General features: G+C 71.6%; 15 protein-coding genes. 6 read left to right on the top strand and 9 right to left on the bottom strand.

The genetic code is table 11. The features are described from left to right. Together V7793_RS16695 and V7793_RS16690 are read right to left on the bottom strand one after the other, a co-directional pair. Positions 1 to 6084: beta-ketoacyl synthase N-terminal-like domain-containing protein (locus V7793_RS16695; protein ID WP_336007226.1), on the bottom strand; the 6084-nt coding region annotated here is incomplete at its 3' end. 292 nt (positions 6085 to 6376) lie between these two features. Continuing rightward, on the bottom strand, positions 6377 to 7540 hold the full coding sequence (locus tag V7793_RS16690; protein ID WP_336007224.1) for a hypothetical protein: 1164 nt from the start codon (positions 7538 to 7540) through the stop codon (positions 6377 to 6379). 328 nt (positions 7541 to 7868) lie between these two features. Between V7793_RS16690 and V7793_RS16685 the strand changes: the two genes are divergently transcribed. Then, a complete protein-coding gene (locus tag V7793_RS16685) occupies positions 7869 to 8504 on the top strand; it encodes a TIGR00645 family protein (protein ID WP_336007222.1) in 636 nt (211 codons plus the stop codon). A 109-nt stretch (positions 8505 to 8613) separates the two neighbouring features. Here the strand turns inward: V7793_RS16685 and V7793_RS16680 are convergent, their stop codons facing one another. Beyond that, positions 8614 to 8958 carry a putative quinol monooxygenase gene (locus V7793_RS16680; RefSeq protein WP_336007220.1) on the bottom strand — a complete coding sequence of 115 codons (345 nt, stop codon included), beginning with the start codon at positions 8956 to 8958 and terminating at the stop codon, positions 8614 to 8616. A gap of 101 nt (positions 8959 to 9059) precedes the next feature. Here V7793_RS16680 and V7793_RS16675 point away from each other — a divergent pair, with 101 nt between their 5' ends. Both V7793_RS16675 and V7793_RS16670 read left to right on the top strand, forming a co-directional pair. Further along, positions 9060 to 9377 carry an ArsR/SmtB family transcription factor gene (locus V7793_RS16675; protein ID WP_336007218.1) on the top strand — a complete coding sequence of 106 codons (318 nt, stop codon included), beginning with the start codon at positions 9060 to 9062 and terminating at the stop codon, positions 9375 to 9377. A gap of 145 nt (positions 9378 to 9522) precedes the next feature. Next, positions 9523 to 9936, top strand: coding sequence for a hypothetical protein (locus V7793_RS16670; RefSeq protein WP_336007216.1), 414 nt, complete (start codon positions 9523 to 9525; stop codon positions 9934 to 9936). 292 nt (positions 9937 to 10228) lie between these two features. Here V7793_RS16670 and V7793_RS16665 read toward each other — a convergent pair whose 3' ends face one another. Then, positions 10229 to 10747, bottom strand: coding sequence for a hypothetical protein (locus V7793_RS16665; RefSeq protein ID WP_336007214.1), 519 nt, complete (start codon positions 10745 to 10747; stop codon positions 10229 to 10231). Between the two features lie 531 nt (positions 10748 to 11278). Here V7793_RS16665 and V7793_RS16660 point away from each other — a divergent pair. Further along, positions 11279 to 11590, top strand: coding sequence for a putative quinol monooxygenase (locus V7793_RS16660; protein WP_336007212.1), 312 nt, complete (start codon positions 11279 to 11281; stop codon positions 11588 to 11590). Between the two features lie 253 nt (positions 11591 to 11843). Here V7793_RS16660 and V7793_RS16655 read toward each other — a convergent pair whose 3' ends face one another. Beyond that, positions 11844 to 12884, bottom strand: coding sequence for a vWA domain-containing protein (locus V7793_RS16655; RefSeq protein ID WP_336007210.1), 1041 nt, complete (start codon positions 12882 to 12884; stop codon positions 11844 to 11846). Positions 12885 to 13175: 291 nt separating this feature from the next. Between V7793_RS16655 and V7793_RS16650 the strand changes: the two genes are divergently transcribed. Next, positions 13176 to 13625 (top strand): spore-associated protein A, encoded by a 450-nt coding sequence (locus V7793_RS16650; RefSeq protein ID WP_336007207.1) that lies wholly within the window; start codon positions 13176 to 13178, stop codon positions 13623 to 13625. Positions 13626 to 13867: 242 nt separating this feature from the next. On the opposite strand, the gene V7793_RS16645 is transcribed toward V7793_RS16650, so the two are convergent. Further along, on the bottom strand, positions 13868 to 14353 hold the full coding sequence (locus V7793_RS16645) for a MarR family winged helix-turn-helix transcriptional regulator (RefSeq protein WP_336007205.1): 486 nt from the start codon (positions 14351 to 14353) through the stop codon (positions 13868 to 13870). A gap of 109 nt (positions 14354 to 14462) precedes the next feature. Here V7793_RS16645 and V7793_RS16640 point away from each other — a divergent pair, with 109 nt between their 5' ends. Next, positions 14463 to 15203 (top strand): dienelactone hydrolase family protein, encoded by a 741-nt coding sequence (locus tag V7793_RS16640; protein WP_336007202.1) that lies wholly within the window; start codon positions 14463 to 14465, stop codon positions 15201 to 15203. Positions 15204 to 15578: 375 nt separating this feature from the next. Here V7793_RS16640 and V7793_RS16635 read toward each other — a convergent pair whose 3' ends face one another. From V7793_RS16635 to V7793_RS16625, 3 genes are all read right to left on the bottom strand, one after another. Next, positions 15579 to 16592, bottom strand: coding sequence for a RimK family alpha-L-glutamate ligase (locus V7793_RS16635; RefSeq protein ID WP_336007199.1), 1014 nt, complete (start codon positions 16590 to 16592; stop codon positions 15579 to 15581). A 299-nt stretch (positions 16593 to 16891) separates the two neighbouring features. After that, positions 16892 to 17842 carry an alpha/beta fold hydrolase gene (locus tag V7793_RS16630; RefSeq protein WP_336007197.1) on the bottom strand — a complete coding sequence of 317 codons (951 nt, stop codon included), beginning with the start codon at positions 17840 to 17842 and terminating at the stop codon, positions 16892 to 16894. A 259-nt stretch (positions 17843 to 18101) separates the two neighbouring features. After that, positions 18102 to 19910, bottom strand: a 1809-nt coding sequence (locus V7793_RS16625) for a helix-turn-helix transcriptional regulator (RefSeq protein WP_336007195.1), incomplete at its 5' end; no start/stop codon positions are given.

Raw genomic sequence — 19910 nt, 5'->3', positions numbered from 1 at the left:
GTCCAGTCCGGCGGCGGCCGTGGCGTCGGCGTCGCCCTCCCGCCCCGCGAGGGCGGCCTCCGGGCGCACGATCGGGCTCTCCTGCAGCTCCAGGCCCTGTCGGCCGGCACCGGTCCGCAGCACGACCGGGGCGTCCCGGTCGTCCCGGTCGTCGAAAAGGATCTCCGCGGCGAGGGCGTCGGCCGCAGCGGACGCGGGCATGCCGGGGGACAGCTCCACGAGCCGGGCCACGGCCTGCGGATACTCCCGGGCCACGGTGCGGAACAGCCCGCGCAGGCCGGCCGTGCGGGCGTCGTGCGGCGCGGCGGACCGGACGGCCAGGAGCCAGTGCGGGCCGCACTGCAGGGCGGCCCGGACGACGGGGTACGTACCGGGGAGGTCCGGCAGCTCCGGCAGGTCCGAGCCGCTCAGCGGGCCGAGGAGCACCGCGCCGTCCACAGGGCCGTCCTGCTCGGTCAGCAGGTGATCGGCCGGCAGGACCACGGTCTGCGCCCCGTGGTGCTCCAGCCGGGCGGTCAGCGCCGTGGCGACGTCGCCGGCGCCGAGCAGCGCGAAGCGGCGGCCGGCGAGGCGGGAGGGCGACGCCGGGGCAGGAACGCCGTCGAGCGGTACGGGCCTGAGCCGGAACCGCCGCGGGACTGCGCCCGGCGCCGGCACTGACGGCTGCGGGCTCACTTCCGGCGGGGACCCGGCGGCGATCCTTCTGATCAGCCATGCCGCGGTGGCTTCCGCGGTACGGGCCTTGCCGAGCTCCTCCAGTTCCTCGTCGCTGAGGGCGCCGGCACCGTTGCCGGTCCCGAGGCCCGCGCGCTGGGCGAACTCGCCTGCGATCTCGGCCCGTTTGATGGAGTCGATGCCGAGGTCGGCGTCCAGATCCAGGCCCGGCGCGATCATGTCGAGCGGGTAGCCGGTGCGCCTGCTGATGACCTCCGACACCAGCTTCAGCGCGTCCGCCTCGGTCAGGGCCGCGGGCGGCGCTGCGGGGGCGGGCGCCACGGCCGCGGGCTCCGGATGCAGGGGAGCCCGGGCCGGATGCAGAGGAGCCGGGGCCGGATGCACAGGAGCCTGGGCCTGGAGCGTCAGGGGCTCCTGCGGCCCGGCTCCGAAGTACCCCAGCAGCACATCGCGCTGGGCGGCGATCATGTCCCTGCTCGTGCGCAGGAATTCGGAGACCAGCTCGTCCTTGTCCCCCCGTGGACCGCCCTCGTGGTACGGGGCCGTCACCGCAGGGGCGGCGATGCGCCGGGCCGGTGCCGGCCCGCCGGGCACGGGTTCACCGTCCCGGGTGCGGACCAGATGACCGTCGACCGTCCAGCCCGGCCGCTCCTGCGGCAAGGGTTCGGCGTCGACGGCGTCACGGCCGCGGAACATCCAGCCGGTGCGCACCGGCAGCCCGGCGACCGCGAGCGCGGCCAGGGCGTCGAGGAACCCGGGCAGCTCGTGGCCGTCCTCCCCGGGCCTGCCCACGCAGGCGACGGCCCGGTGCGGCCGGCCGCCGAGGATCGACGCGACGCGGCCGGTGAGCACCGTGCCCGGCCCGGCCTCGACGAAGATCCTGGCCCCCGCCGCGTACATGGCCTCGATCTGCTCCGTGAAGCGCACCGGCGCACCGATCTGCGCAGCCAGTTCCGCGCGCAGCGTGTCCGCCGAAGTGCCGTGCTCGGCGGCCGTCCGGTTGGACCAGACGGGGAACTCCGGCGCGCCCAGGGCCCGGCGCTCCAGCGCCTCGGCGAACCGGACTTCGGCCGCCGACACGAGCGGGCTGTGGAAGGCGCAGGCCACCAGGATGCGGGTCGCGGAGCAGCCTGCGGCGCGTGCGGCCTCCACCGCCGCGTCGACCGCGTCCACCGGACCGGAGACGACCGTCTGGGCCGGGCCGTTGTGGTTGGCCACGACGACCCGGCCGGACAGGCCCGCTTCGGTGAGAGCGCGTTCGACGTCGGCGGGTCCGGCGGCGACCGCCGCCATGCCGCCCGGCCCGTCCGCGTGCGCTGCGGCGGCCGTGTGGATCGCGTTCGCCCGCTCGGCGCTCAGGTGCAGAAGGGTGCGGGCGTCCATGGCGCCTGCCGCACAGAGCGCGACGAGCTCCCCGTAGCTGTGTCCGGCCGCCATGTCGGGCCGGATGCCGGCGGTTTCCAGGAGGGCGTGCGCGGTGAGGCCGACGATGCCCAGCGCCGGCTGGGCCGCCCGGGTGTCGGTGAGGCGGGCCCGGCGCTCCGCTCGCCGCGCGTCATCGAAGGCGGCCGGGGGGTGGAGGGCGGCGGCGTGTTCCCGGCCGAGTCCGAGGTGGCGCTGGAGCTCGGGGAAGGCGATGAAGAGGTCCGCGAACATGCCGGGGCGCTGACTGCCCTGGCCGGGGAAGAGGAAGGCGACCTTGCCGGGGCCCGACTCCCTTCCCGTCCCCGTCCCCCTCCCCGGTTCCGCGATGTGGACGCCCGGTGCGGGGCCGCCCCCGGCCGCCTGGCCGCCGGACTCCAGAATCCGGCGCAGCTTGCCCGCGAGGTCGCCGAGATCGGCTGCGACCAGGGCGACCTGGACCGGTTCCCGGCCGGCTTCGGCCGTACGGGAGGCCGTCAGGGCCAGGTCGCGGAGGCGCCGCGGCCGTCCGGCGGCGTCGTTGGCCTCGGCCAGTTCCAGCATCTTCCCGGCGGCGCGGAGGGCGGCGGGCAGGTCGGTGCCGCGGAAGAGGAAGAGCTCGGCCGGCCAGGCGTCCAGGCCGTGCCGCGGGGGCATGCCCGCTTCGTGGGCGGCGAGCACCGCATGGAAGTTGGTGCCGCCGAAGCCGAAGGCGCTGAGCCCCGCGATCCGCTCGGCGGCCGGGACCGCCCACGGCCGGGCCCGGGTATGGAAGACGAAGGGGCTGTCCCCCTCCCGCCAGGATCGGCCGGGCCGCTCCAGCTGCGCGGTCGGCGGTGTGACGCCCGTGTACAGCGCCAGGGCGGTCTTGACGAGACCGGCCAGCCCCGCGGCGCATTTGGTGTGCCCGATCTGTGCTTTGACGGACCCGAGGGCACAGTTCCCCGGCCGAGCCCCGGCCGCGGTGAACACCTCGTCGAGGGCGGCCATCTCGGTACGGTCGCCGAGGACGGTGCCCGTACCGTGGGCCTCGACCAGCCCGACATCGGCGGGTGAGACGCCGGCATTCCGGTAGGCCCGCTCCAGGGCGGCGCGCTGGCCCTGCGGAGACGGTGCGGTGAGGCTCCGCGCCCTGCCGTCGCTGGAGCTGCCCACCCCCTTGACCACGGCGTAGACGCGGTCGCCGTCCCGTTCGGCGTCGGCCAGCCGCTTGAGCACCACGCACGCCACGCCCTCGCCGAGGACGGTCCCGTCGGCCGCGGCGTCGAACGGGCGGCACCGCCCCGTCGGCGAGAGCGCCTGCACGGAGGAGAAGAGGGCGTAGTCGGCGATGCTGTTGTGCAGGTCCGCACCCCCGCACAGGACGAGGTCGCTGCTGCCGGTGACCAGTTCCTTGCAGGCGGAGTCGAGAGCGGCGAGCGACGAGGCGCACGCCGCGTCCACGGTGTAGTTCGCCCCGCCCAGGTCGAAGCGGTGGGCGATGCGTCCGGAGACGACGTTGGCCAGGATGCCGGGGAAGGAGTCCTCGGTGGGCGTGGGCAGCTGTTCCGCCAGGCCGGGCGGGACCGTGCCGAAGTACGAGGGCAGGACCGCACGCAGGGTGTAGGCGTGGGACAGCTCGCCTCCGGACTCGGCGCCGAAGACCACCGAGGCGCGGGAGCGGTCGAAGGGCCTGCCGCTGCTGCTGCCGCCCCGGCCGCCGAAGCCGTACCCGGCGTCGTCCAGGGCCCGGCGCGCGGCCTCCAGCGCGAGCAGCTGCACCGGCTCGGTGCTGCCCAGGGAGGCGGGCGGAATGCCGTAGCGCAGCGGGTCGAAGGGGATGCGCGGCAGGAATCCGCCCCACTTGGAGACGGTGGCCGCGCCGTGGTGGAGGCCGGGGTCCCAGCGGTCGGCCGGCACCTCGGTGACGGCGTCGGCGCCGCTGAGCACGTTGGCCCAGAAGGCGGCCATGTCGGGTGCGCCCGGGAACATGCAGGCCATGCCGACGACGGCGATGTCCAGCGGCCGGGAGACGGCCGCCTCGGAGGTCTCCCCGGACGGGCCCTCCTGCGGTACGCGGCGCAGCTCCTCGGCCTGCCGCTCCAAGTGGTCCGCAGCTCCTTCGGTCACGGCGCGGTGCAGCGCTCCGACGGTGGTGACGCGGGAGCGCAGCGCTGCTACGTCCCCGGCCATGAACAGGCCCTCGTGGAACTGCCGGTCCTCGCCCACCGGCACCAGTTCCCCGCCGGGACTGCGTTCGACGCCCCTGCTGGCGAGCCGCAGCCGTCCCACATTGTGCCGTTCAAGGCTCTCCCAGCGCTGTCGTGCCGGCACACCCTGCGCCTGGAGCTGCTCTTTGAGCGCGCCGAAGTCCTCCGTGACGGGGGTCGTGAGGCACCGGGTGGCGTGGCCCGGCGCCGTCTCCAGCAGGGTCGTGCGGTGCGCCGCCAGCATCTGCCGCTGGAAGAGCGGTTGCACGGCGCCGCAGGCGACGGCCTCTTCCGTGAACAGGTAGGCCGTCCCCATCAGCAGCCCCACCGCGACTCCGTGCCGGATCAGCGGGGCGGCCAGGGCGGCGACCATGGCGGCGGACCGCTCGTCGTGGATGCCGCCGGCGAAGAACACCTCCATGCGGCCTTCCCCGCTACCGGCACCGGCTGCTTCCCGAGCGTCCCGGCCCCCGTCCCCGGCCAGGAAGTCCTCGAGCACCGCGGTCTGCGCCTCCCACAGCGGGAAGCTGTTCCGCGGTCCCACATGACCGCCGCACTCCGCGCCCTCGAAGACGAACCTGCGGGCCCCGGCCCGCAGGAACCGCCGCAGCAGGCCGGGCGAGGGGACGTGCAGGAACGTGGCGATCCCGGCCTCTTCGAGAGCGGCGGCCTGGGCGGGCCGCCCGCCCGCGATGACGGCATGGCTCGGCCGTACCTCACGGATGACGTCGAGCTGGGCGCTCCGGATCTCTTCCGGGGCGAAGCCGAGCACGCCCACGCCCCAGGGCCGCCCGGCGAGGGCCGCCGCGGTGTCGCGCAGCACGGCGCGCGCCCGGTCCGGCGGTGCCAGGGCGAGCGCGATGAAGGGGAGCCCGCCCTCCGCGGCCACGGCGGCGGCGAACGCGGGCCGGTCACTCACCCTGGTCATCGGGCCCTGCGCGACGGGCAGCCGGACGCCCAGCGCCCGGGCCGATGCCGAACCGGGACGCAGTCCGGAGGCGGCCGTTCCGTCGTGGAGGCCGTCCTCGACCGCCTCCGTGAGAGCCTGGACGGTCCGGGCCACGGTCTGCCAGCGCTCGGCGAAGACGGAGGCCAGGAAGCCGTCCTGACCCACCGGCAAGCGCTCGGCGCCCGGGTCGCGGCGCAGCAGCTCCCGGTGACCGTCGACGACGACGGTCTCCGAACCGTCCATGGCGCGGATCGCGGCCGCCGCCCGCCCGTCGAGGCCGGACTCGGCCAGCAGGGCGAGCTGGCTGTCCAGGACGACTCCGGCCGCCCCGCCGGCGACGGCTGCCGCGGCGGTCCGCGGTCCGATCCCGCCGCAGGCCCACACGGGAACGGTCACTTCCGGCTCGCCGAGCACCTGCTGCAGGAGCACGAACGTGCCGACCGGGCCGACCCGGCCGCCGCTCTCACCGCCTCGCGCGATGAGGCCGTGCGCCCCGGCCCGTACGGCGGCCAGGGCTTCCTCGACGGTGGTGACCTCGACCAGCACCCGGTACGCGCCGGTCGTCTCGCGGACCGGCCAGTCCGACCCCACGCCGAGCACCACCGTGTGCGGGGCGGCCCCGCCCCCGGCCGGCCGCGGGGCGAGATCGGCGGGCGCGAACCGGCATCCGGCGCCGACGCGTACGCCGTACCGCCGGCCCGCGGTCCAGCGGCGAACCTGTTCCAGCTCCTCCCCGGCCCGCCGACCTCCCGTACCGAGGTCGAGTACGCCGAGGCCACCGGCCCGGGTGAACGCCGCGACGAGCCTGGCGTCGGGCAGGCCGAAGGGGCTGATCCCGATGAGCACGTCACGGAAGGACGCATCGGACACGGAGACACTCCTCTGCAAGGGGAGACCCGGCATTCCATGACAGCCCCTCTGAGATGTCTGCGACAGAGCGCACGCAGGGTGCGCACGCGCACAAGAGGGGGCACACGCGAGTGAGCCTTGGCGCCGCTGGTGCTGGAGTCGGCGCGGGACGACCCGATGGAGTGCCTGGACCTGGTGGAGTTCCGGGATGCGACTGCGCGGCCAGGGACAGGGCCGGGGCCGGGGGCAGGGCCCGGGCCGGGGGCAGGGGCCAGGGTGGCAGGTGGCAGCACCCCGGCCCGGACGGCAGCGGTCAGAGGCGGATGCGGTAGACGCGCCTGGTGCCGGGGTGTTCGGCGAGGCCCCAGAGGACGCCTCCCCCGGCCCGTGGCTGGTAGCTGAGATCCTCCGGCCCCAGGCTGAGCTTGCCGCGCGGGGCGGTCATCCTCTCGCCCCGTGGCCACTGCAGCCACAGACTTCCCTGCTTCGGCGCGAGATCGGGCGTGCCGGGGTCCGCGGGGGCGTTGGCCGAGTAGTAGGTCTGGTCGCCGACACAGACTGCGCCTTGCACCCTGGGGATGCGTAGCGGCCAGGCGGACGTTGCCCGCTCGGCCGCGATGTAGCCGGCGCTGTTCAAGCCCCAGCGCACGGCCGCGCCGCCGGGGCTCTGCTCGAAGTACTCGCTGACGACGAGCGACTGCGTGGCCCCCTGGGTACGGTCCAGGGACACCTGGGAGTACCGCAGGTGCACGGACCAACCGGCCGGCCGGTAGACATGATGCAAAGGCATGACGTACCGGTAGCCGTGCGCGTAGTACTTCTTGTCCCGGGCGTGATAGCCGCACCAGTTCCTGGCGTGCTCCCGGGTCTCCTCTGTCGACCCGCGGGACACTTTGAGCACTCTGGAGGTGTCGAAGACGTACAGGCCCCGAATCCTGTCCGCCACGTAAAGCCACTTGCCCGCCCATGCGATACCCCCGGCATGGAGCGTGGTGACCTTGAAGTTGAAAGGCTCGCCCGATTCCTTGGTCGGCTCGACGAGCAGGACGTGGTCGTACCGCGGGCGACTCGACGACGTGGTGCCGGTGACGTCGATGACGGACACCTTGGCACCCTGGTTCCCGGCCTGCTGCCGGTCGTACCAGGAGACGAGGGCCACCCTTTTGCCGCCGCTCCCCGGCAGGGGGCCTCCATAAGCGTCGTAGGTCGTGGTGATGCCTTGTGGGTACCATCGCTCGCCGGCGGCGTCCTCGCGGTACTTGGGCCTCGCGTCCCATCCGAAGGCGAAGTCGACTCGGTCGGGCTTCGGGGCGGAACCCGGGCCGTCCCGCCAGTCACCGGGAGCCGAGGCGCGGCGCTCGGCCTTGCCGAGGACGTCGTCGACGAGGCCGGCCACGCCGAGCCGCTGCCTCGTGATCAACCCCTGGGTGGCGGCCGCCCACGTCGTGCCGGTCGGCGCGCCGTCACGGTCGTACATTCTCAGCCCGTACCCGGGCTCCGCCGCCTGCGCCGGGGTGGGTACGAGTATCCCACCGGCCGTTACCGCGAGGGGAACAGCCACTATGCCCTTCAGGAGCGTTCTTCGTGTGGTGTCCATGCCGAGGAAGGGTAAGGGCGAACCAGCCGTTCCGGCCCTGCCGATCCTGTCCGGGACACGCCCCGGACAGGGCCAGTCACGTCGTCGTCCCGCTCGGTCCTTCCCCTACACGAGGGAAGTCCCCGCCGGGCACCTGTAATCCGCCGACCGCTGGGCAGTGGTGGACTGACAGGTGGCGGACGGTGACAAGGCGGGGGAGTGGTTGCGCATGCCCGGCAAGTACAAGGCTGTCCTCCCTCCGGCGAACGGCTCCGTACCGTCACTGGGTTACGCCCTGTTCGCCACCCGCTGGCTCCAGGCCCCCTTGTACTTCGGGCTCGTGGCCGCCCAGGCCCTCTACGTCTGGGAGTTCTTCGGCGAGCTGCGCAGCCTGATGCACGGTGTGGTCACCGGGGCATCGGACGAGAACGTGGTGATGCTCGGCGTCCTGAAACTGGTAGACGTCGTCATGATCGCCAACCTGCTGATCATGGTGATCGTCGGTGGTTACGAGACGTTCGTCTCCCGCATCGGGCTCCAGGGCCACAGGGACCAGCCGGAATGGCTCTCGCACGTCAACTCCAACGTGCTCAAGGTCAAACTCGCCATGGCCATCGTGGGCATTTCCTCCATCCACCTGCTGCAGATGTTCGTCAACATCCACCACACCCCACTGCAGGAACTGCAGTGGGGGACGATCATTCACATGGCCTTCATCGTCTCCGCCTGCCTCCTGGCCTACATGGCAGGCCCCATGGAGGCCAAGGCGGTCCTGCTCGAACAGCAAAGCCGCATTCCCGCACAGGAACACCACGACCCGGCCGACAGCTCCGCGCAGACCGCTTCCAGTGATCGCCCGGAGTAGGGCCGGTATCCGCATGCGTTACCGACCCATCGGAGGCCCAGGTGCCTCCGGTTCGCAGGCGCGCCGACCGGGGACGTACCGCCTTGGACGATCCGATGCCGGCGTGATGTCACTGGGGTGCGAGAGGCTGCGCTCCGGTCCGGCCGGCCGGCTGGTAGGGGCTGTGCATGGTGAGGAAGCGGATGTCGAGGTCGGTCTCCAGGTAGTCCATGCGGCGCTCCCAGAAGGCTTGCATGTGGGGGAGGGCGAGGTGGGCGTCGAGATCGGCCTGGGAGCGCCAGGCCTCGTAGAAGACGAAGAGGCCGGGCTCGTTGCGATCTTCGTGGAAGTGGTACTCCAGGCAGCCGGGCTCCTGCCGGGTCGGCTCGACGAACGAGAGCAGGAGCTGCTTCAGCTCCTCGGTGCGCTCGGGCTTGGGGCGAGCGGTGCCGACGAGTGCGAATGGCTGAGTCATGCGGGGTTCTCCCTCCGATAGGTACGATCAAACTCGTACCTGCTGGACGCTACAGAACTTGTAGGTACGATGCAATCCATACCTGAAGGGAGGTGTCCCGCATGCCCGACGACGAAGGACACCCGAGCGTCGAGGAGATCGAGCTCGGCCCGGTACTCGCCGCGCTGGCGGATCCGCTGCGTCGCCGAGTGGTGCGTGAGCTGGCAGCCGAACCCGACGGCGCGGCGCGGACCTGCAGCTCTTTCGGGCTGCCGGTCTCCAAAGCGACCGTCACGCACCACTTCCGTGCACTGCGCGAGGCCGGGTTGATCCGGCAGGTCGACCGCGGGAACAGCCGGATGGCCAGCCTGCGCCGGGCCGACATCGAGCAGCGGTTTCCCGGACTGCTGGGCATCGTGGCAGCCGAGCCGGAGGAGTGAGCCCAGGAACGGGAGAGTCCCCTGCACGCGGGCGCCCCGGACGCGGGCGCCCTTGCCTGATGGGGTCGTGACTCCGGGTGAAGTCCGGCCCGGCGCGAGAGACCTGCCGCCTGGCCCCGCGAGGGCCCCTTGGCATCATCTCGGTGTGACCCCAGTTCTTCCCCGCACCGTCCGAGCCGTCGACACTGACCAACTCCTCGATCTGCATCAGGAGGCGGCCACCCTCAGCTTCAGCCAGCGGCTCCCGGTCGCCTGGCTCCAGGCGCATCTCGCCGCAGAGGCGACCCACTACCTGTTCCCCACAGTCGTGCAGCGTCTCCGCCACCGTCCCGAAGTGCCCCTGCAGTGGAGGTGCCAGCTGCTGCTGACCGTCAGAACCGGCGAACAGATCTGGGGCCTGCTCGACGTCCTTCCCGACACCTTCGACAAACTCTCGGAAACCTTGGACGCTGCGTCCAAGAAGGACATCGTCAGCCTCATAGGGCGAGCCGAGACCCAGCTCAAGTGGGCAGAGCGGACGACTGCTGACGCCGTGCACGACGAGATGCCACGGCAGTGAGGCACCGGTACGCGGACGCAGGCCGAGAAGCTCGGAAATGGCCTGCGTCCCCTGACTGAACCCCCGAGGATTGTGCGTCACCCCGCAGCTCCTCGCAGCATCCTCGGCTCTGACGCGGGCCGCCCTGACGCTTGGCGGAGCATCCGCTGGGTCAACGCCGGTGGGATCCCGGGCAGGCGGCCGCGGTCGGCCATGACCGGGCCCGCCGGGCCGGGCAGGGGGCGCCGGCTGTGGCTGCCGGTCTCGGCCGCGGTGTGGCGGCCGCCTAGCGCGCCGGAGCCCGTCGGGGCCGTCAGTACCGTAGTGCGCGGCGGACTTCGGCGGTGACGGTGCCTGTCAGGTTCCGGTTGCTGCGGGCGGTGGCGTGGGCGGTGCCGCCCGCGGCGGTCTCGGGGACGTCGAGGACGATCGCGTCGGCCAGGTTGCCTGACGGGTCGTCAAAATTGATCAGGATGGTGTAGCGCCGGGGCTTCGAGTCGTGGTTGGTGACGTTCACCGGGACCTCCGTCCGGCCGTCGGAGCCGGTTGCGACGGTGCCGAGAGTGACGTCTGCCTGGGCGTTGAGTCCGCCTTTGACGTTCGACAGGGCGGCCTCGGCGGCTGCCTCGGCGGAGGCGGCCCCGGAGGCGGCAGCGGATGCCACCGCACCGCCGGCGGCGGAGGCCGCAGCGGACGCTTTCGACCGGGCCGCGGATGCCGCTGAGGACGCGGCGGAGCCGGCGGGCTTGTCCGAGGAGCAGCCGGTCAGTGCGGTCCCGCCGAGCATGACGGCCAGCGCGGCAGAGGCACATCGGTTGACGTGACGTTTCATGGGTTCGGTTTCTCCTGGCTCGGCGGCGCTACCTGTCCAGGGTCGGCCGGTCCGGTGCGCTGTGGCGGTAGGGCACGCGCGGCACCCGGGTGACGCCGGTGCGTCGGCATCCGGATCAAGGCGGCTGTCGGCCTACAGGTCGAGCGGATCAGCCGCTTCATGCTGCCACGTGCAGCCCTGTCTGTGCTGAAAGCGGCCTGCGGACCTTCTGCGCTTCTAAGCCGCCCGGAGCCTCTATCAGGTGATCTGTGAGTGCTGCGGCGCCGGGTGTCGTGCCTTCAGGTTTCGCGGGGCGTTGTTGGTGTGTGCCGGGGGGGGATGGTGGCTCGTGTGGCGGTGGGGAGGCAGGCTTCGGCCTTGATGGTCACAGGCCGGGACGCCATGCTGAAACGATCTTGCGCTCCCGCTCCAGACCTTGTGAAGCTGCAGGTCGGCAACCGGGCCGGTAAGAGCGATGAAAGATCGCTCACTCTGACCGGCTGCCCGCGCCTCCGCGCCGGCGGCGGCCTGCCCCACTCCTGAGGAGCAACGTTGTTCGACCTCATCGTCATCATCCGGGTTTCCGAGACCCCTGATATCGCCCTAGTTGCCGACGCTTTGAGTCGCATGCGCGCTTTGTGTCTGGCAGAGGACGGCTGCGTCAGCTGGGAGGCCTACCAGTCACACGAGGAACCAAGCCGCTTCGTCCTGGTCGAGCACTGGGCCAGCCGCGCCCACTGGGAGGCTCACGATGCCGGTGACGCCATCCAGAAGATCTACATCCCGGAGATCATGCCGCGCATCGAGCGCGAAGTGCATCCAAGCGTGCGCATTCGCAGCGGGCATGAAGGGGCGACTGTGTGAGCCTGCCCCGTTGATCGGGCGACCTGGCGGACACCCGCGTCCAGGAGCGCCCGGCTGGGTCCAGGCCAGGAGATTGCGGAGGTGGGGCTGCACAGCGGCGCGCCGGCCATGGTTTCCGGCCGCCTTTGGCCGCGAGGTCCGCGTCGCGCCGGGCCGCGCAGTCGGCCTGGACGGACGGTGCTGAACGCGCAGGGAGCCTCTCCGGCCGGGCCGGCGGGGGCTCCCAAGGCGCCGGTTCGTAGCTTCAAAAATGTCAGTTCATGAAAAGTACCCGGGTGTTCGGCACGAGCTTCCGGTTGACGCTGGTGCTCTGCACGAAAATGGTGAAGTCGTCGTTGTGGTCCGGCTTGATACGGACTTCCATGTCCGGCAGACCGAGCAGGGCCCGAGCCTCCGGTCCGGTGTACACCCGGTCCGTCTTCTTCTCCAGCACCGCGATCTGCTTCTTCGCCTGGACCTTTTCCGTCTTGCTCAACTGGTAGAACGCGCAACCGGTACGGTACGTGTGCCCGCTGTCGGTGACCCATTCCCGGATGGCCGCTTCGCGAGTCACCGGGATGAGCCGGTATTCCGACGGGTTCACCGGGGTGAGGCCGGCCGCCTTGATCGTGTCCTTGTTGACCGCCTCCGCGCCCGTGGAGAACACCGCCCGCGTTCCCCGGATGCCCTGGGTACGGCCAATCATGAATTTCTCGGTGGCCTGCTGGATCACCTGCCCGGCCTCTTCCAGGCCCTGTGTGCTCGTGGCGTCCCAGATGGCGATGTTGTCCTTCGGGAAGCCGTACTGCATGGCCTCGCGCTTGCCCATCTGGTCCGGCACGAGAACGGCCAGCGTCCAGTTGTCGTCCTGTGTCGCGATCATCTCGGCCACGGCCTGCACCAGTTCGCGCGGGTCCCTGGCAGGGGCGTCCGGGCAGCGGTGACTCGCGTTCTCCTGCCCGTCGGTCAGGATGAACGTCAGGAAACTGTGGTCGCCGTACAGCTGAGCTGTCTGCGCGAGCTCCCGCTGCGACTTGAGCGCGGCCGCCAGCAGGGCCGTCATTCCACTGACCTGGTACAGCTGCTTCAGGGACGGCATCCGCAGCACGTCCTTGTCGTAAATGACGCACTCCACCGTGTTTGCGAAGACATACACGGTGACGCGGGTTTCCTGGTCCAGTTCCTTCGACCGGCGGGCCAGATAGGCGATCTGCTGGTCGGCGACCTCGACGACCTTGCGGCTCAGGCGTGACATGGACGAACTGGCATCCAGTACGAGAGCAACGTGGTTGATGTAGTTCTGGTTTCCGGACATGACGGCTCCCCCTTTTGTTGTCTTCCGACTCGGTACTCCGATCCTCGCACCCACCACTGACAATCGATCTCGGGATCCGGGCGGGATGCCGACGGCGGGGGAGGGGGCAGGCCGACGACGGGTCATGCGGGCACGCGCCGTCGCGCGGCGTGGTGGCTGGTTCTGATTTGTGGGGGTGAGGGGGCGTGCAACCTCTTTGGGGCGTGGAGTGTCTGTGTGGGCACGGAGACGGCCGTCCCGCGTACGTCCATCAACGGCACCATGCGACTTGCGACTTCTACGGAGGACACAGTGAAACGTGCTGTACGTGCCCGCGTTGCGGGAGCTGCGCTGCTCGTCACCGCCACGACCGCCACCGCGCTGGTGGCGGGCAGTGGGACGTCCGTTGCCGCTCCGGCCCGCGCTGCCGCCGCGTACAACCAGGAGTGCGGTACCGGCTACGCACAGGTCAACCAGATCCCGATCCCCGGCCGCGGGACGGTCTTCCTGGCCTACAACAAGGCCACCGGAAAGAACTGCGTGGTGACCAAGCGGAACAGCTCGGCCGGCTCGCGGCTGTGGGTGGGTTCCTGGCTCCAGCGCAACCAGGAACTGAAGTCGAAGCAGGAGCAGTACGGCTTCTTCACCTCGTACGCGGGTCCGGTCTACCTGGACGCCAAGGGCAAGTGTGTCGACTGGGGCGGCGAAATCGACGGCTATGTCGTGGCCCGCTACAAGACAAACTGCGGCACCCTGGCCTAGACCGGGCAGGCAGCAGGCAGCAGGCAGCAGGCAGCAGGTCCGCTGACCCGCGGGCCGAGACGGTGAGCGCAGCGGTGGGCGGGGTGGGACGTACAGCCCTGGCCGCCGCTCCGCTCACCGCCGCCTCCAGCCGTAACACTTCCGGGCGCCCGCCGCCGCTCGGCGTTCAGGCCGCCCCAGGTGACCGTCTACGGAGCAGCGTTCCGGGCGGCGGTGATGCCGGTTGCTGCCGCTGCACACCGTCAGGGGGTCCGGGTGTGGTGGTCCAGCAGGCGGGTGAGCAGCTGCACGAACTGGTCGCGTTCGGCGGGGTTCAGTGGTGCGAGCAGTTCGTCGTGGAGGTCGTCCAGGACCTTGTCGAGGCGGTGCAGCCGGCGGCGGCCCCGGGCGGAGATCGTGATGATGTTGCGGCGCCGGTCGCCGGGATCCGGTGCGCGCTCGACGAGGTCGCGTTCGGTCAGTTCGTTGAGCACGCCGACCATGTCGCTGCGGTAGATGCCGGTGCGCTCGCTCAGGGCCGCTTGGCTGCCCGGCCCGAAGTCCTGCAGCGAGGCGAGCACGGCGTAGTGCCATTTGCGGGCATCGGCCTGGGCCGCCAGTCCCTCGGTGATCAGTTTGTCCGACCGGGTGGACAGCTGTGACAGCAGCCGGCTCGCTCGTCGGCGCAGCCTGTCGGGCGTCTTGAGCGCGCTGCCGTCGGGCGTGTCCTCGGTTTCGGCTCCGGTCATGGCGCCCACCCTACCCGTTGCGTTAGTGAGGCTAACGATGTACGTTCGCTCACGCCGATAACGTTAGTGTCACTAACGCTAGTTGAGTGAACTTCAGAGAAGGAAGAACTTGCCCACCAAGACGCTGCACATTCCCACCCCGGACGGCCTGGCCGATGCTTTCGCCGCCTTCCCCGATCACGGCGAGCAGCACCCGGGAGTGCTGATGTACCCGGATGCCTTCGGTATGCGGCCCGTGCTGGAGGAGATGGCCCGCGAACTGGCCGGGCACGGCTACTACGTGCTCGTCCCTAACTTCTTCTACCGGCACGGCCCGGCACCGCTGATCGAACTTCCCGAGCACATCGGAGAAGAGATCCGGTCCGCGGCCGTCGCCCAGCTGATGCCCTTGATCGAGGCGCACTCCGCCGAACGCATCCTGCGCGACGCCGACGCCTACCTCCGCTTCCTCACCACCCAGCCTGAGGTCAGCGCCGGACCGGTCGCGGTGACCGGCTACTGCATAGGCGGCCTCCTGGCGATGCACACCGCCGCGGCCCACCCCGGTCAGGTGGCCGCCGTCGCCGGATTCCACGGCCCCGTGGGCGCCGACGGGCCCGACAGCCTGCGCCGCCTTCTCTCTACGCTCGCCGCCCAGGTCCACCTCGGCCACGCCGAAACCGACATGACGCCCGAGGCCCTCGGCGAGCTCAACCAGGCCCTCGACGCCGCGGGTGTCGGCTACACCTCCGAGATCTACCCCGGCACCGTCCACGGCTTCACCATGTCCGACACCGACGCCTTCGACCCCGGCGCACGACAGCACCACTGGGACCGCCTGCTCACCCTCCTCGACCGCACCCTCGGCTGACAGCCGAGGCTCCGGGCTCGGACACCACACCTGAACCACATGGCTCTGGAGTCCCACCTCGCACGCCGCCCCGTGAGGCTACGGCCTCCGGGGCCTCCGGGGACCCCGGGGCCAGTGGAAGCCCGCACGGCGTGACCTGATCCACCCGCTCACCGCGGAGTTCTGGAACGCCGGGAACGGCCTGCGCTTCCTGGAGCTGTCCCTCCGGGCACGTCCCGCCGACGCCCCTGCCGCGCAGGACCTGCTGGAACGCGCGTTGCTGGAACGGGGCGTGCGGCTGCCTTCGCCGCAGGTGTCCAAGACCCGCACCGTCCTGACCGCCCTCGCCCGCGCGCACCTCGGCCGGTAGCGGCGGATCAGGCTGGGCGGGTGTCGTCAGCTCGGGATCTGCGGGATCTGCCCTTGGGCGAAGCGGTCTTGGCGCGGCCCTGTGGCCGGCAAGGGTGTCTCGCGGTGACGGGCCGAGAGGGCCTGGGCGATGCGGGTTGTGATGGCGGGGGTGATCGCGGTCATTTCAGGGCGCCAGCCCGGGACGGCGTTCACTTCGCAGATGGTGAAGGTGACTTCGGAGGTGAACAGCAGGTCCACTCCGGCGATGTCCAGGCCCAGGGCGCGTGCTGCGCGCACCGCCAGCTGTTCTGCCTGCGGGTAGCGGCCCGCGCAGAGTGTGGCGGAGCCGCCTTTGGCGATGTTGGCGGTGAGGGTGCCGTTGCAGGAGGCGTGCAGTACGGCGTCCACCGGCTCGCCGCCGACCACGATCACGCGCAGGGTGCGGCCATGGGAGTGAGCGATGTGCTCCTGGAAGAGGAACGGTGCTTCCTGTGTGAGGCTGCCGGCCACCTCACCGAGCAGGTGCGGGTCGGGGGCCAGGAAGACCTGCCCGCCCTTGGCGCCGCTGACGGACTTCACCACGCACGGCGTGCCCAGGTGAGGGCTGCGCACGACGCCTTCCAGGGGAGCGGTGGCGTAGGAGACGGTGTCGGGCACCGGCAGCCCGGCCAGGGCGAGTTCCTGCAGTTGCCAGACCTTGTTGCGGGACTTGAGCTGGGCGGCGACTGTGTTGATGAGGGTGCTGCCCATGTGCTCGAGGTGCCGTAGCAAGGTCACCTCACGGTCGTTGCGCATGGGGCCGGCCACCTGGCGAACGCACACCACCTCAGGAGCGGGCAGGTCCGCGCCGCCCAGGGTGCGCAACACCAGCCGGCCGCCTTGGACGCCGAAGAGCAGCTCGTCGGTGTGCCAGACCGCGAAGCGGGGGCCGTAGTTATCGGCAAGGGCTGCTGCCAGTTCGCGAGTGGACCGGCGCAGTACGGCCGGCCGCTGCCGCACCAGCATCCACACGTCGGCGGGTGCCGGGATCGCCGGCAGGGCACGGGGTGGTGTGACCACTCTGGCTCCTCACCTCTGTGCAGCGTCGCTGCCTGCTGCCTGCTGCCTGCTGCCTGCTGCCTGCTGCCTGCTGCCTGCGGGGCATTGAGGGGCCAGTCTCTCAGTCCTGTGATCGTGGTGTCACGGCGGGTAGGCCACGGTGCCGTCCTGCTGGGAAGGAACCAGAGGCCTGGTCGCCCACATCCACGACCGCGGCAAGTGGAGGCGCCCCAGACTTGGGGAACACCAGCCGCCGCCGCGGCGGCGCGGCAGGGAAGAGGGCCGGTCAAGGCCCCCACCCTGCCGGGCAGCCGCCCCTGTCACACGTCCGCGGGGCGGGGGAGGGGCCGAGCGGTCCCCTTTGTCGCGGCGGTTTCCAGGTGTGCCACGAGCGCGTCGGCGACCGGTCCCACGGCGCCCGTGGTGAGCATGTGGCCCATGCCCGGGACCATCATCAGCTGTGCGCCGGGGATCGCCTGGGCGATCAGGCGGCCGTGGCCGGGCTTGGCGGGTTCGGCGGTGCCTTCGATGACGAGGGTCGGGGCGGTCACCCGGGGCAGCGCACCGACCGGCTCGCATTCGAGGTCGGCCATTCCGGCGAGCCGGTGGTTGGCTGCGGTGCGCGGGTCGCGCATGCGGTCGTGGAGCTTTTCTTCGAGGCGGCGCTGGGCGTCCTCGTCGAATTCGGAGGGGCGCTCGGTGCCGTGGAGGACACGGGCGAGCTCGATCTGGAAGTCGATGGCTTCGGCCCGGGTGGCCGGGGGCGGGCTCACGGCCACCCGGCGGAAGAACGCGGTGAACTCCGGTGCCGGCTCCGGCAGGCTGCCTTCCGGCTGCGTTTCGCCGGTCAGAGCTCGGACGATGACCTTCCCTTCGTATTCGCCCAGGGGCGAGGAGCCGATCACGGTGAGGCTGTCGACCCGGTCCGGGTTCTCGACTGCGGTCCACTGGGCGAGCAGCCCGCCCGCCGAGTGCCCCACCAGGTGCGCGGAGCTGATCTCCAGGGCGTCCATGAGGCCTACAACATCCGCTTTGAGGTCGGCCCAGGTGTAGGGGTGTTCGGTGAAGTCGCGGGCGGTGGAGCGGCCCACGTCCCGGTGGTCGTAGCGCACGACGTGGTAGCCGGCTGCGGCGAGGCGGCCGATGAACTCGTCCGGCCAGAGCAGCCCCTGGCTCATCGAGCCGGCTATGAGCAGTACCGCCGGGCGGGAGGGGTCGCCGAACTCCTCCGTCCACAGCTCGATGTCGCCCACCGTGACCATGCGTCCCATCGCTGACATTCCTTGCCCCCGCATTCGGTATTACGCGCTCGGCGTTCGTGTTCTCGTTCTTGTCCGCCTGTCTTGCGGACAGGCAGAACTCTGCCGTCCCCGGTCCACCGGTGGTATCCGTAGGACCACTGGTGCCGGACTACTGGCGTTCCACTGGTGCCACTGGTGCCACGGGTGGGGCGCTTGCTCTGTCGCCCCTGGCTCCACCGGGCTACGGGATCCTCCGCGTTCCCGCCCACGAGGTGCCGGTCCGTGTCCGTCACTGCAGCAGGCGGGCCAGTTCGGTGCGGGAAGTGATGCCGAGCTTGGGATAGACCTTGTACAGGTGGTACTCGACAGTGCGCGGGCTCAGAAAGAGCCGGGCCGCAACATCCTTGTTGCTCACTCCCTCGGCGACGAGGCGGGCGATGCGCAGCTCCTGAGGGGTGAGGGTCTGAAGGAGGGCGGGTCCGGCGGGTTCGGCCGTCTCGCCCGCTGCCCGTAGCTCGCCCTGCGCGCGCTGCTCCCAGGGGGCCGCCCCGAGGCGGTGGAAGGTTTCCGCGGCTTCGCGCAGGTGGGGGCGTGCCTCGCTCGCGCGGCGGTCGCGGCGTAGCCGCTCGCCGAGCAGGAGCGCGGTGCGGGCCCGGTCGTAGGCGGTGGCGTCACGGTCACCGCCGGTATCGAGGAGCTCGAGCGCCTGCCGCAGGAGCTCGAGGGCGGCGCCGTCGTCAGCGGTGGCCAGTGCCCGGCAGCGGGCGAGTACCGCCTGCGCCCGGGGCGAGGTGGCATGGGCCGACCACTGCTCCAGGAATGCGGTGGCAGTACGGGCGGCTGCGTGGTCCCCGGCTGCGGCGGCGGCCTCGACCCTGTCGGCAGTGGAGCCCCACACCACGACGGGGTGCCCCGCGCCCGGCCTGGCCGTGGTCAGCGCGGTGAGCCGTTCATGAGCGCGGTCGTGGCGGCCGAGGCCGAGGTCGAGCAGGCCCAGTGCGTACGACGCGATCCCGGCGCGCAGACCGAGGCGGTGCGGGATGGCGATGGCCAGAGCCTGCTGCGCGTACGTGCGGCAGTCGTCTTCCTGGCCGCGGACGGCAGCGCAGACGGCGAGGTTGGCGAGGTGGGCGGCTGCGGAGTTGTCGAGGCCGGCTTCCCGGGCGAGGGCCAGGCCTTCCTGGGACAGGGCGGTGCTGAGCGCGTAGTCGCTGTTCATACGTTCGGCGGTGGCGGCGTTCTCCAGGACGACGGGCACGGTGCCCACCATGCCGGAGACCTTGGCCACGCGTCCGGCGCGGGCGCCGTGGCGGGCGGCGGCGTCGCTCTCGCCGAGCAGGCTGGCTGCGGCTGCCGCCCACAGCAGGCGAGCGGCCTGCCCCCCGTCGCCACCACCACCCCCACCGTCCCTGCCGCTACCGCTACCGGCGTCGTTGTCGTTGTGGTGGTCCGGGAGCGCGGCCAGGGCACGGCGCAGCAGACGCGCGCCCTCGCCGGTATCCCCGGCGTGCCATGCACCTATCCCGGTCAGGACGTCGCGCAGGAACGCATCAGCGGCATCCTCCGCCCCTGTCGCCGCGGCGGGGAGGGCCAGTTCGGCTGCCCGGGCGCCGATGCGTACGGCGGCGCCGGTGTCACCGACGTAGGAGGCAGCCTCGGCAGCGTCAGCGAGGAGAGCGAGGACGACCCGCCGGGCATCGCCGGAATGTGACGGCTGCGGCGCTCCCGTGGCACTGTGCGAAGCCGCGGAACCTGCACGCGCACCCGCACCCGCACCCACACCCGCACCCGCACCCGGGTCTGCATACCGAGCCCCCGGCCCGCCCATGGACGACCCGTCCGCCGGCAGAGTGTGGGCCGCGGCACGCTCCGCCGCGTCCAGGAAGGCCCGCAGCGCCTCGGCGGCGTTACCGGAGGACAGCTCGAACCGGCCGCTGAGCTGTGCGATCTCGGCCAGCAGGACGGGCTCCTCGGCGAGTTCCCGGGCCGCCGCGAGGGCGGACTGCGCCCGTCCGGGGTGCCCGCCGAGCCATGCGGCCGCCGCGGTGTCCTTCAGCCGCCGGGCCCTGGCCCGCACGTCCGGGGTCAGCTCGGCGGC

This window comes from Streptomyces sp. KLMMK, from assembly GCF_036961605.1.
In the GTDB taxonomy this organism is placed as follows: Bacteria; Actinomycetota; Actinomycetes; order Streptomycetales; family Streptomycetaceae; genus Streptomyces; species Streptomyces telluris.
Note: the sequence above shows the minus strand (reverse complement) of the source record. Positions and strands in the feature narration are given on the sequence as shown.